The organism is Streptomyces sp. HUAS 31, from assembly GCF_028198125.1.
Classification (GTDB): Bacteria; Actinomycetota; Actinomycetes; order Streptomycetales; family Streptomycetaceae; genus Streptomyces; species Streptomyces chartreusis.
On sequence record NZ_CP116353.1, the window covers coordinates 4,509,024 to 4,521,301 of the forward strand.

At 70.5% G+C, this 12,278-nt stretch carries 12 protein-coding genes; 4 read left to right on the plus strand and 8 right to left on the minus strand.

Annotation, left to right across the window (positions count from 1 at the left end):
* Nucleotides 1-75: 75 nt before the first annotated feature.
* Nucleotides 76-483, minus strand: coding sequence for a winged helix-turn-helix transcriptional regulator (locus PGH47_RS19885; protein WP_271664559.1), 408 nt, complete (start codon nt 481-483; stop codon nt 76-78).
* 59 nt (nt 484-542) lie between these two features.
* Here PGH47_RS19885 and PGH47_RS19890 point away from each other — a divergent pair, with 59 nt between their 5' ends.
* Nucleotides 543-1,466, plus strand: a complete 924-nt coding sequence (locus tag PGH47_RS19890; protein WP_271664560.1) for an NAD(P)-dependent oxidoreductase — start codon at nt 543-545, stop codon at nt 1,464-1,466.
* On the opposite strand, the gene PGH47_RS19895 is transcribed toward PGH47_RS19890, so the two are convergent.
* Complete coding sequence (locus PGH47_RS19895; RefSeq protein WP_271664561.1) at nt 1,435-2,013, minus strand: HAD domain-containing protein; 579 nt, start codon at nt 2,011-2,013, stop codon at nt 1,435-1,437. The genes PGH47_RS19890 and PGH47_RS19895 overlap by 32 nt on opposite strands.
* 218 nt (nt 2,014-2,231) lie before the next feature.
* On the opposite strand from PGH47_RS19895, the gene PGH47_RS19900 reads away from it, so the two are divergent.
* The gene (locus PGH47_RS19900; RefSeq protein WP_271664562.1) at nt 2,232-3,086 is read left to right on the plus strand and encodes a nitroreductase/quinone reductase family protein; all 855 of its coding nucleotides are present in this window, start codon (nt 2,232-2,234) and stop codon (nt 3,084-3,086) included.
* A 96-nt stretch (nt 3,087-3,182) separates the two neighbouring features.
* Here the strand turns inward: PGH47_RS19900 and PGH47_RS19905 are convergent, their stop codons facing one another.
* The 4 genes from PGH47_RS19905 to PGH47_RS19920 form a co-directional block, all read right to left on the minus strand.
* Entirely contained in the window at nt 3,183-5,213 is a 2,031-nt protein-coding gene (locus tag PGH47_RS19905; protein WP_271664563.1) for a HelD family protein, read from the minus strand.
* A 40-nt stretch (nt 5,214-5,253) separates the two neighbouring features.
* Nucleotides 5,254-5,916 carry a TetR/AcrR family transcriptional regulator gene (locus PGH47_RS19910; protein WP_271664564.1) on the minus strand — a complete coding sequence of 221 codons (663 nt, stop codon included), beginning with the start codon at nt 5,914-5,916 and terminating at the stop codon, nt 5,254-5,256.
* Between the two features lie 39 nt (nt 5,917-5,955).
* A complete protein-coding gene (locus tag PGH47_RS19915; protein WP_271664565.1) occupies nt 5,956-8,121 on the minus strand; it encodes an aminoglycoside phosphotransferase family protein in 2,166 nt (721 codons plus the stop codon).
* Between the two features lie 101 nt (nt 8,122-8,222).
* Nucleotides 8,223-9,296 (minus strand): phosphotransferase family protein, encoded by a 1,074-nt coding sequence (locus PGH47_RS19920; RefSeq protein WP_271664566.1) that lies wholly within the window; start codon nt 9,294-9,296, stop codon nt 8,223-8,225.
* Nucleotides 9,297-9,552: 256 nt separating this feature from the next.
* Here PGH47_RS19920 and PGH47_RS19925 point away from each other — a divergent pair, with 256 nt between their 5' ends.
* On the plus strand, nt 9,553-10,308 hold the full coding sequence (locus PGH47_RS19925; RefSeq protein WP_271664567.1) for an HAD family hydrolase: 756 nt from the start codon (nt 9,553-9,555) through the stop codon (nt 10,306-10,308).
* Between the two features lie 12 nt (nt 10,309-10,320).
* Here PGH47_RS19925 and PGH47_RS19930 read toward each other — a convergent pair whose 3' ends face one another.
* Nucleotides 10,321-11,202 carry a winged helix-turn-helix domain-containing protein gene (locus tag PGH47_RS19930; protein ID WP_271664568.1) on the minus strand — a complete coding sequence of 294 codons (882 nt, stop codon included), beginning with the start codon at nt 11,200-11,202 and terminating at the stop codon, nt 10,321-10,323.
* A 173-nt stretch (nt 11,203-11,375) separates the two neighbouring features.
* Between PGH47_RS19930 and PGH47_RS19935 the strand changes: the two genes are divergently transcribed.
* Nucleotides 11,376-11,558: a hypothetical protein gene (locus PGH47_RS19935; protein ID WP_271664569.1), complete on the plus strand. Its 183-nt coding sequence runs from the start codon at nt 11,376-11,378 to the stop codon at nt 11,556-11,558.
* Here the strand turns inward: PGH47_RS19935 and PGH47_RS19940 are convergent.
* Nucleotides 11,549-12,271 (minus strand): HAD family hydrolase, encoded by a 723-nt coding sequence (locus PGH47_RS19940; protein ID WP_271664570.1) that lies wholly within the window; start codon nt 12,269-12,271, stop codon nt 11,549-11,551. The genes PGH47_RS19935 and PGH47_RS19940 overlap by 10 nt on opposite strands.
* Nucleotides 12,272-12,278 lie beyond the last annotated feature (7 nt).

Genomic DNA, 12,278 nt, shown 5'->3' on the forward strand with positions numbered 1-12,278 from the left:
CTTGGCAGCGCGCCCCCGCCGTCCGACCCTTGATGTGGGTGATCGACGCGGCGGCGGACGGAGGTGGCGTGCGGGTCAGGAGGCCGACGGGGTCTCGGTCAGCCGCTCCAGGCGCGGCTCAGTCTCAGTCAGCCGCTCCAGGCGCGGCTCAGTCCCGGTCAGCCGCTCCAGGCGGCGGTGGCCCCAGTCGGCGAGCGGGGCGAGCGCCTCGGCCAGCTCGCGGCCGAAGTCGGTCAGGGAGTAGACGGTCTTCAGCGGCAGTACGTCGTACACCTCGCGGTGCACCAGCCCGTCCGACTCCATCTCCCGCAGCGCCTGGGTCAGCACCTTCTCGCTGAGGCCGGGTGCCCGGCGGCGCAGTTCCGCGGGGCGGTGCGGGCCGGACTCCAGCAGCCACAGCAGCAGCGTCTTCCACTTGCCGTCGATCACCGCGATCGCGGCGGTCACTCCGCAGACGTTCGGATCCTGGCGCCGACGCGTCATTTCGCCACCCCTTTTGTCATCAATTGATCAACTATCTTCACCTTACAGGGAGTTGAACCATGCCCAACTACGACCACGACCACGACCACGGCCACGATTCCGCCGCCACCGACACCGTCACCGTTCTCGGGCTGGGGCCGATGGGGCGGGCGCTGGCCGGTGCGTTTCTGGACGCGGGGCTGCGGGTGACCGTGTGGAACCGCACGCCGGGTCGGGACCGGGAGCTCGTCGGCCGTGGCGCGGCGGCGACCGCGTCCGCGGCGGAGGCGGTCGCAGCCAGTGCGCTGACCGTCGTGTGCGTGGTGAACTACGACGCCTCCGACGCCGTCCTGCGTCAGGACACCGTCGCCGTCGCGCTGAAGGGCCGCACGCTCGTGAACCTGACGGCCGACACCCCGGCCCGCGCCCGGGACACCGCCGAGTGGGCCGCCGGGCACGGCATCCGCTACCTCGACGGCGCGATCATGACGCCGGCCACGACCATCGGCACCCCCGAGGCGGTGTTCCTGCTCAGCGGCCCCGAGGAACTGTACGGCGAGCACCGCCCCGTCCTGGACGCGCTCGGCGGCACGCACACCCACCTCGGTACGGACGTCGGCCGGGCCGCCGCCTACGACATCGCCCTGCTCGACATCTTCTGGACGGCGATGGCCGGCTACGCGCACGCCCTGGCCGTGGCCCGGGCCGAGGGCATCACCGCTCGGGAGCTGGCCCCCTTCGCGCAGGGCATCGGCGCGATCCTGCCGCCGCTGTTCGAGGAGTTCGCGGCGGACGTCGACGACGACAGGTACTCCGGCGAGCTCAACCCGATCACCTCGGCCGTCTCCTCGATGGCCCATATCGCGCAGGCCTCCGAGTCCCACGGCATCGAGGCGGCCGTGATCCGCGCCGCCGAGGGGCAAGCCCGACGGGTCATCGGGCTCGGTCATGGGACGGACGGCTTCATGCGGGTCACCGAGCTGCTGGGCCGTTCCCGCCGGTGATCCCGCCACCGGCGGTCCCTTCGTGGGCGGTCCCTTCATGGGCGGTCCCTCCGCCGGCGATCCACTCCTCCAGCGCGGCGAAGTCGTGGTCGGTGAGTCCGTAGCGGTGGTCGACGCGGTGGAGCAGGGCGGGTGAGGGGTGGTGGGCGGCCACATAGGCCCGGTCGACGTCGGAGATCTCGTCGTCGACCCAGACGAACGGGCTGCCTGCCGCCCAGGCGACCAGCGGCCGGGTCTTCCAGTGCGGGGCGCGGGGCCCGAGCCAGGGTTCCGCGTCCTCGTCGGGCCAGTCCACCAGCCTGAGCGGGGACAGCCCGAGCCAGGGCGCGAGGGCGGCGTTCGCGTCGTCCAGCCAGGTCGTGGCCCACACCAGCTCGCAGCCCAGCTCGGCGAGCCGCTCCAGGCGGGTGCCGAGAGCGGGGTCCACGCGCGTGAGCAGGGGGTGCGCGGGCGGGCCGGGCAAGGTGCGGGGCGGCTCGTACTGCGGGTACGGCCGCTCCGCCCCGAAGGGGATGAGCGTCCCGTCGACGTCGAGGAAGAGGAGCATCGAAAACAGGATCACCCCATGCGGGGCGACTGCGCTACTGTCACCGGTATGACTGCCGGGTCGGCCTTGTGCCGTGAGCGAGTTGGGTGTTGCCCGGCCTCTGAGTGAGGTCGTGGCGGCGGGCCAGGAGTCCGCCTCTCTTTTCTCTTCACCTCCCCCTTCCGTACGGAACCCACCGCACGGAACCACCGAAGAGAAAGAGACAGAGAAACCTGAGCATGCCCAACGACTTCAATCAGCAGGTCATCGAGGAATTCCGCGCCAACAAGGGCCGCGTCGGCGGCTACTTCGAAGGCGCCCGGCTCCTTCTGCTCACCACCACCGGAGCCCGCACCGGCCGCCCCCACACGACCCCCGTCGGCTACCTCCCCGACAGCGACGACCGCGTCCTGATCATCGCCTCGGCCGCGGGCGCGCCCAGGCACCCGGCGTGGTTCCACAACCTCGTCGCGAACCCTCGGGTCACCGTGGAGAGCGGCGCGTTCACCTATGAGGCACGGGCCGTCGTCCTCGAGGGCGAGGAACGGGACCGGGTCTTCGCACGGGCCGTGGAGGCGGACCCGGGCTGGGCGGCGTACCAGGAGAAGACGGAACGGGTGATCCCGGTCATCGCCCTGCACAGCCTCGCCGAGGGCGGCCCCGGGAACATCAACGCGTCCTCCATGGGCGAGGCGCTCAAGGTCGTCCATGACGCGTTCCGGCGTGAACTGGAGCTGATCCGGGCGGAGATGAACGACTCGGCAGGCACGGGAAGGGGCACCCTCGGCGCCCAACTCCGCGTCAACTGCCTCACCTTCTGCGCCGGGCTCCACAACCACCACACCGGTGAGGGCCTCGCCATGTTCCCGTTCCTGGAGGACCGCCACCCCGAGCTCGCGCCCGCGCTGGCCCGGCTGCGGGACGAGCACGACCGGATCGCCGAACTGGTCGAGGACCTGCGCCGGGTCGTGGGCGACGACAACGCCGATCCCGACACGGCCCGCCGGGAGGTCGAACGCCTGACGACGGAGCTGGAGGCGCACCTGACGTACGAGGAGGAGCAGTTGATCCCGATCCTGGACGCCGGCGCCTAGGTACGACGGACGGTGCATGGGAGGCCGTGGCCGCACAGCCCGCGCCGTGGCGGCACGGCCCGCCGCCGGGGAAGGCCGCAGACCGGCGCGGCCCGCTCAGAACGGCAACGGTCTCCCATGCACCACCTCCAACCCCGCAACCGCCCGCGTCACCACCACATACAGCCGATGCAGCCCCCGCTCCTCCGCCTCCACGATCGCCGCCGGCTCCACGGCGACGACATGGTCGTACTCCAGTCCCTTCACCACGCTCGCCGCCACGACGGCCACCCGCGCCCCGACCTCCTCCGCGTCCCCGGCCTCGATCCCGGCGGCGCCGAGCGCCTCACGCACCCGGGCCACATCCGCGTCGGCCGCGACGACCCCCACGGACCCCTCCCGGCCCAGCGCGTCCCGTACGGCGCCCACGACCGCGCCCGGCAGATCGCCGTCGGCCTCCCGGAACCGCAGTTCGCCGTCGCCGCGCAGCGAACGGGCCGCCGGTACCTCCACGTCCACCCGCTCCAGCAGCCGGTTGGCCAGCTCCAGCACCACCGCCGGCACCCGGAACCCGGTCGTGAGCGGTACGACCGCCGCGTCCGGCTTCCCGAGGTGCCCGAGCACCGTCCGCCAGGACCGCGCCGCCCACGGAGTGGTCCCCTGCGCCAGATCCCCCAGCACGGTCACCGACCCGAACGCGGCCCGCCGCGCGATCGCCCTGCACTCCATCGGCGACAGATCCTGCGCCTCGTCGACGACGACATGGCCGTACCCCTGCGGATGCTCGATGAGCCCGGCCACCTCGTCGATGAGCACGAGGTCGGCGGCGGACCAGCGGGCCGACTTCCAGGACCGCGGCGGCTTGCTCCACAGCAGCGCCCGCTGCTCGTCCCCGTCGAGCACCCCGTCGGCGGTGGCCTCCAACACCTCTGGTTCCATGAAGAGTTGAGCCACGACCTCCTCGGGCCGCACCCGTGGCCATACGGCGTCGACGTACGCCCCGACCGCCCGCGCCCGAGAGATCTTCTGCACCCACGCGGCACCCGGCGGCCCGCCACGCCGCTCCGCCTGCTCCTGGATCACCCGCACGATCCGCGTCCGCACCCGCTCCCGCCCCACGGCGTACGGCGGCTCCTCGTCCCGCACCCCGGCCAGGATCCGTGCCAGCCGGCCCTCCGGGACCCGCCACCGGTACGACCCGTCGGGAACCTCCACGGCACCGGTGTGCCCCGCGCCCACCCTGGCGTACAGGGCCCGCCGCAGCACCTCCGCCATCCGCCCGTCGTGCTTCACGACGGCCGCGTCCCTCCCGTCGACGCCCTTGACCGGATGCCGGGCGATCTCGTCCCGCAGGGTGGACTGGCGGACGCCGGTCTCGCCGAGCGCCGGCAGTACCTCCGAGATGTACGACAGGAAGGTGCGGTTGGGTCCGAGTATCAGCAGTCCGCCGCGGCGGATGCGGTGCGGGTGGGTGTAGAGCAGGTACGCGGCACGGTGCAGGCCGACGGCGGTCTTGCCGGTGCCCGGGGCGCCCTGCACGCACAGGGAGACGGCGAGGTCGCCCCGTACGAGGTCGTCCTGGTCGGGCTGGATGGTGGCGGCGATGTCGCGCATGGGGCCGACGCGGGGGCGTTCGATCTCGCGGGCGACGATCTCGCTCGCCCGGGACTCGCCCCGGTCGAGGTGCTCGTCCTCCAGGCCGGTCAGGTCGCCGGACGCCCCGCGGCTGCCGGGCGCCCAGCCGAACCGTCGCCGTACGGCGACGCCCTGCGGGTCGCGGGCGGATGCCTGGTAGAAGGCGCGGGATACGGGGGCGCGCCAGTCGACGACGAGGGGCGGCTCGGCGGGGTGTTCGGTGATTCTGAGGCGCCCGATGTGCAGCACCTGATGCTCGTCGTGCTCGCCGCCGCCGAAGTCCAGCCGCCCGAAGAACAGCGGGCCTTCGGGCAGTTCGTGCAGCGCCTTGGCCTGGCTGCGCAGCCGGTAGCCGAGGACCTCGGCGTCGGCGCCGGACGCGGAGGCGTTCACACCGATGACGACCTGCTCGTCGGCGCCCTCGACCATGCCCGCGAGGGCGGTGCGGCAGCGGTCGTGGTGGGCGCGTTCGCGGATGAGGGTGTGCCGGAGGGCAGGGTCGGTGGACGTCATGCAGGAAGCGTACCGAGAAAACGTGACCGAGTTAAATTATTTACTCAGACTCATGCGCGCTGCTTGTGACGAGCGATGGCGGCAACCCGGCTTCCAACAGCCCGAACGCCCGCTCCGCCGCCGCCACCGCGTCCTTCTTCACCTCGGCCACCGGCTCCCCCGCCGAGATCCGCCGCCAGTTCTCCTCCGCGAGGATCCGCTGCACGGCGACGATCTGCCCCGCCGCCAGCCGCGCGTCGAGCCCGCCGCCGAGCGCCTCGGCGAGCGCGGCCTCCGAGCGCTCCAGGTAGCCGTACATACGGGCGACCAGGGCCGGCGTCCCGTACACCAGTGAGTGGAAGGCGAGCACCGCGGGATGATCATTGAGCCCGGTGATCGGATCGCATCGCTCGATCCCCTCAAGAAAATGCCGCCGCAACGCCTCGACGGGCGCGGCCCCCTCCCGCACGACCCGCGCGGCCTCGTCCTCGTGATCGGCGATCCGGTACAGGACGAGGTCCTCCTTCGCCGGGAAGTACCGGAACAACGTCGGCTTGGAGATCTCGGCAGCGGCGGCGACCTCGGCGACGGACACGGCGTCGAAGCCCTTCTCGAGGAAGAGCCGGATGGCGGTCTCGGACACGGTCTCGTACATCCGCCGCTTCTTACGCTCCCGCAGGCCGCCCTCGCCTGCGCCCGCCTCGTTCCTGCCGGTGTCGCTCATGGCCGTGAGCCTACGCGCGGCTCGCGACTCGTTTGAGGGCTAGTGGGGCAGGGCGCGCAGGAGGTAGGGGTTGTCACGACGGGGTTCGAGGTTGAGCTCGGCCAGGGCCGCCTGGAGCGTCCAGGCGTACGACTCCACGGCTGCCCGGATCCGGGGGATGTCCAAGTGCCTGCCCGAGACCAGGTGGTCGAGGTCCTCGTAGGCGGCGCGGACGATCTCCAGGCGCTCGTACTTGCTCCAGTCGGACAGCCAGCCTCGGGTGTAGTGGCGCGGAAGACTGCGCTCCCAGTGGCGTTTCATGAAGTGCTTGCGGCGATCGTCGGTCCGCGCGAGACAGGTGTGCCGCACCAGGTCGTACAGCGGATCGCCGACCCTGGCCCGGTCCCAGCCGATGAGGCCGATGCCGAACCGGTCGTCGCAGGTGCGCACCAGGTTCCACGGGTGGAGGTCGCCGTGGAGCAGCGTCGGTGTGCGGCGCTCGACCGTGTACCGCGACAGGATGGAGCGGAGCTGCCGATGGCCGGGCAGGCCTATGCCCTCGGCGAGCGCGCGCACTTCGTCGGGAAGTCGCCGCACGGTGTCGACGAGCTCGTCCGTCAGCTGCCCGTAGAAGTCGCCGTACGCCCTCAGGTCCAGGGCCCAGTAGTCCACCGTGGTCAAGGCGCCCAGCTGGTCGACCAGGCTCTCGGCCTCGTGCGGGCGCAGGTCCACCGGATGGTCTGGGGCGGACCCGTCGCTCGGGCCCAGGTATGTCTGTACGGAGAAAGGGCCGCGCCACCGTCCGCCCTGCCCCAGCGCCAGTACCCGCGGCGCCGAGACCTGCACATCCTCCTGCTCGAGGGCCCTTAGGACCTTGGGCTCGTCGAGCGTCCTCGAATCGTTCCGGCGCTCCGGCCCCTTCGTGCGGCGCCGCACTACGACCAGGGTGTCCGCCTCGGCGACCCGTGCCACGACCACCGCGTTGACGTGGGCCGTGCCTCGCAGCAGCCGGCTCTCCGGCGCCCGGCACTCGTCGGCCAGCACGTTGTCCACGCTCGAGTCGTGGAAGTCCGGACGGGGCCGATGGTCGTGAACCGGGGTCCACTGCACGGGCACCCGACGCCCCCTGCTGATCGGGGCGCCGTGGACGAACCCCGCCCACTTCTGCAGCAACTCCCAGACCTCCGCAAGCGGCGGGACAGGGTCGATGTCGAGCAGCTCGGCGGCTGCCGTCAGCGCGCTGTGGACCTGGCGCGTGGCCGTCCTCAGCCACTCGTCCTTCGGGGGGCGTCGCTCCAGTTCGTGCAGGATCCGCATCACGTCCGGGAACACGGACAGGGCCTTCTCGAACGCGATGTAGTGCTTCAGGTCGTCGGCGATTCCGTTCGCCGCCTCGGGGCTCACTTGCCGGACGGCCCTGGTCCAGGCGGCGATCGCCACGTCCCGCTGGGCTCGGTCGTGGCCCGTGCGCACGAGGTGGACGGCGAGGTCGTACAGCGGGTCGCCGAACGAGGCGAGCTCCCAGTCGACGAAGACCAGCGGCGGGTCGCCGTCCTTGGTGACGATGACGTTGTCCCGGTGCAGGTCGCCGTGGAGAAGGCTGAAGGGCCGCTTGGCCATCCGGGGCACCCGGCCGGCCAGGCGCATCAGGGCCCCGGACCGCACGCCCAGCCTCTCGAACATGCGGTGGAAGCGATCCCAGTTGGGTTTTCTGACGTCCCTCTCCGTCAGTTCCACGACCGTGCGCAGGAACCCCTGGCTCTCCGGAGGCCGGGGCCACCCGGGCGGCAGCGTCGGGACCACGTCACCGTCGACACAGGTCAGCTGTGCGAGCCCTTCGGCCTTAGCCTCGATCAGCGCACGGTCGACCTTCGTGATGTCACGGCAGGTCCTGGACAGCGGGACGCCCTCGACGAAGGTGTGGACGGCCGAGCTCATCCAGTCGTGGGCCAGGCAGACCGGGGCGTGGGGCACGGTGTCCCTGATGGCGTCGAGGACCGTGGCCTCGTTCTCCCAGGTCTTGAACACGACACGCAGGGTGTCGGGGCGGGGTATCCGTACCAGCACGGGGGTGTTCACCGGAAGCCGCACGATCGACGCCATCTCCGGGGTCAGCGGCACGCGGTAGTTGATGTGGTGATGCCCTTGGAGCGACCGTCCATGCTCCTCGGCGTAGCGGACGAACTCCGCGTACACGGTGGGCGGACGTGCGAGTCGTGCGTTCAAATGGCGTTCCTGTGCTGCGCGTTTCTGAGGCAGAGAGAACAGGTAGTCGAGACTGTAGAGCAGAAGGATGCGCGGCGCTGGCCGAAGTCGTTCCGTCGGCCTTATGAGGTGCGCGTGCCGCGGAGTCTGTGCCAGTCGAGCAGCGAGGCCGCCACAGTGCGCACACTGGGCACCTTGTCGAACCCCAGCGGTACGGCGGCCCGGGCCAGCACCCGCTGCACCCTCCGGGCCTCGACGGGCCATCGCCGCCAGCTGAACGCCCCGCCGTTGTCGAGGATCTGGGTCGCCCGGATGACGTCGGTGAACACGCTCTGGGCGCGCTTGAAGTCCAGAAGTCTCGGCAGGTCGTCCTGCCAGCCCTTGGTGCTGCCGGGTCTGATCGCCTCGGCCGTCACGCACCACCGCTCGGTCAGCCGGCGTTCCTGTTCGGCCGGATAGCGCATCAGGTAGAGGTGTGTGGCGAGGTCGTAGAGCGGGTCGCCGAACATGGCCAGCTCCCAGTCGATGGTCCACAGTCGGGAGGTCCGGTCGAGGACGAAGTTCTCGCGGTGCAGGTCGGCGTGCAGCAGGCAGAAGGGACGTTCCGCCAGCCCCGGCACCACCACGTGTTTGCGCAGCTTGCCGAAGGAGTCCCCGTCCACGTCCAGCGCCCCGAACAGCCCTTCGAAGGAGTCGAGGTTGTCCCGGTAGACACGCTCCTCGGCGAAGCGGACAAGTCCCTCCAGGAACCCCACGCTGTCCCCGTCCTCGGCACGGTCCTCGGGCAGACAGCGCCGTTCGGCATTCAGGGATCCCGGGGACACATGGATCAACTGACGGAACAGGCTCAGGATCTGGTCGAGCACGGGCTCGGGGACCGTCCGCCCGGCGGCGTACCGCGAGCCCAGCGTGCGGCCCTCGATGAACCGCTGCAACCGGATCTCGCCCACTTCGATCAGGTCCGGGACACCCGTGATCCGCCCCTGGAGCGCCTGCAGCAGTTGCTCCTCCGAGACGAAGCAGCGCCGGTCGAACCAGAGCAGTTCGCCCCGCGGCGAACGGCACTTGGCCCGGACTGGGTCCGCGTCCTCGTCGTCCTCGTCCTCACTCGCGGTGTCGGGCAGGGGAATCACATAGGTCTCGTGGTGATAGCCCTCGAGCGGCCCTTCGACCGCACTCGCGTCACCGCCGCTCATCTGGACGGCTCGTTCCCGTGTCGGGGACACCCGTTCGGCTGACATCGCCCGCTCTCTCGACCGTTCCCCGCGCAAGTGGCGGGAAAGTGTTGCACGGCATCCCCCTGTGAGTGCGCATCGTGCCAGAAAGGATTCGCCCGTTCGCGCAGAACCCCTGAGTCGGATGTGCCTCGGGTTGACCCATCCGAGCGCAGCGATCCCCGACACCACAGGTCGCGGCGCCGGACGCCCGCCCGGACCGCCCCACACTGTGCCGGTGACAACGACATGCACCACGTACGACGGCCATGGTGACCTGGACACACTGCGTGACGTCCTCGGCCGGGCCGACGCCGTTCTCCTCGACTTCGACGGCCCTGTATGCGACCTGTTCCGTGGCGTCTGCACCGCGTACATCGCCGACGAGGTCAAGGAGCGAGCCCGACTGGAATGGGGGCGGCTCGACGTAGGTGTGAGGGACTGCGCCGACTCCCACGGGGTGCTGCGATGTCTGGCCGACATGGCCGTACGGCGCACCGGCGACCACCGCGGCACACGGCTGAGCTGGGCGGACGGCATCGTCACCCGGCACGAGTACAAGGCGGTGAGTCAAGCCGTCCCCACGCCCGGTGCGCGGGAACTGGTGCGCACGCTGGCCGGGCTGGGCAAGGCACTGATGATCGTGAGCAACAACTCGGCGGGCCCGGTGCGCGAATACCTGGAACAGCGGGGTCTCCTGCATCACTTCACCGCCGTTCTGGGACGCGATCCCGAGGACCCGCATCTGATGAAGCCGCACCCCGACGTGGTCACCCGTGCCCTGACCGAGCTCGGCGGTCCGTCCCCGTCCCGGACACTGCTGATCGGCGACCAGCTCACCGACCTCACCGCCGCCCGGGCCGCGAAGGTGCCGTTCCTCGGCTTCACGCGGGACAAGAAGACAGAGGCACTGATGCGGGACGAGGGCGCACGGGACGTGGTCGGCTCGTTCGAGCCGGTCATGCAGGCGCTGTCGGTACCCGCGTCGTACTGAGGAGACTGCCGGTCAGTCCTTCGCCAGGTAGTTCCACACGGAGTCGAACCACGTCTGCCGCTCGCTCACGAAGACGGAGCCCGGCGAGTCCGGGTCGTCGTCCGACACGTAGTGCTCCAGCACGGCACCGAGCCCGATGACGTCGATGGCGGGGATCGTCCCCTCGTCCAGCACGATGGGACGTTCGACGACCTTGTACATGCCGTGCAGGGCTTCGGTGCCGTGGAACAGGTAGAGCTTGAACGCCGGGGTGATCGGGGCCCACCGGACCGAGACGTCGACGTCCGCCACGAACCTCTCGGCCTTCAGTTCCTCCAGGGCGAGCCGCAACGACTTCGTGTTGCGGCGGGTTATCCCGCGCACCCGCTCCAGCGGCCGGGGGTCGTCCGGGTCGTCGATCGCGCGTGGATAGGGCAGCGGCATGTCCTCCGAGGGCAGCAGCATGCGCAGAGCGATGCGCTGCGGAGCCACCTCGCCGGAGCGGATCCGCTCAGCCTGGAGCCAGATGTGGGCGGCCAGGGACTCGGACGTGAAGGTGAAGACGTCCAGGACGACTTCGGGCCGAGCGAATGCCAGGGCCAGTTGCGGCCCGAGCTTCGCACGGCCCGGAGGCGTCCGGCGGTCGGCGGGCTGCTGCTGCCGCCGCTGTGTCGGCGGCGCTGCGATCACCCTGGAGCCGCTGCCCTGCCTGGACTCGACGAGCCCTCGCTCCGAGAGCTCCTTCAGTACCCGTTGGATGGTGTCCCTGGAGACCGACAGCTCCTGGGCCAGCTCGCGCTGGGGCGGCAGCAGGGATCCCTGGGGGGAGGTCCCGTCGGACATACGGAGGAGGAGTGCCTCCAGCACTCGCTCGAACTCCTTGCCGCCAGTCTCGGCGCCACGCTGTCCGCCCACATGCCGACCGTACCGCTTCTCACCCACCTGCACACAAATTCCAGTCAACAAGTCAGTCCAACTGCCGGTCCAGTTAAGGGATCTACCAGTCAGGGAAAACCAATCTCAGGCCAACCAGCCCAATTTAAAGGAGAGTTGGCGGCCTCAAGATTCGAAGGGTGCGGGTGGGGGACATGGTGCTGTTTCAGGCGCTATGCGCATTAACGGAGTTGACGCTGGGCCTGATGGCGCAGGCGAAGTTGGGGGTGATTGGACTGGTCATTCTGTCGGCCGTCGTCATCGGCATCCGAGCCCGGAACAGCCGGCTCGCGGTGGCGGCGGTGGTGGTGTTCGTCTTCCTGATGAGTCAGGCCTGAGCCGCCCGTACCGACCGCAGTACCGCCCACAGCGAATCCACGACCACCGTCGCCCCTGCCTCACGCAGGAGTTTTTCCTTGCGGGCGTTACGCGCGTAGCCCAGGAAGGGGACGCCGGCGCTGCTGGCGGCAGTGAGGTCCGAGGGGGTGTCGCCGATCATCAGGGCGGCGGAAGGGGCCGCGCCCATGGCCCGCAACCCCCGGTTGAGGCAGTGCGGGTCCGGCTTCAGCTGGTGCAGGTCCTGTGTGCGGCCGTAGATGTGCGGGCTGAAGCAGGACAGCAGGCCGCGGCTCTCCAGGTAGGCACGGACCACTCGGGGGGAGTTGTTGGTGGCTATGGCCAGCCGGGATCCGACCGCCGTCCAGGTGCGGATCAGCGGGTCGGCGTACGCGGTGGGCATCGCGGAGGAGGTCGCCCGGAGCTCCTCCTGGGTGAGACGTTCCTCCAGTTCCGCGACCAGGTCGCTGCCGGGGTGCCGGCGGTCGACGGCGCGCAGGACGACGTGCGGGTCCAGTGACTGCCGTTCGCCCTCCGTCAGCAGTCCGTGCAGTCCGCGCCCCTCAAGCCAGTCCACCAGGTCGATCGCCACCCGCTCGGCCTTGTGCCCGGCGAACAGCCGGCATATCGGTCCGTCGAAGTCCCAGAGCACGACGCGAGCGCGTGTGATCAGTTCCCGGAGCTGTTCGGTGTCGTTCTCGGTCTCTGCGGTCACGGGTTCA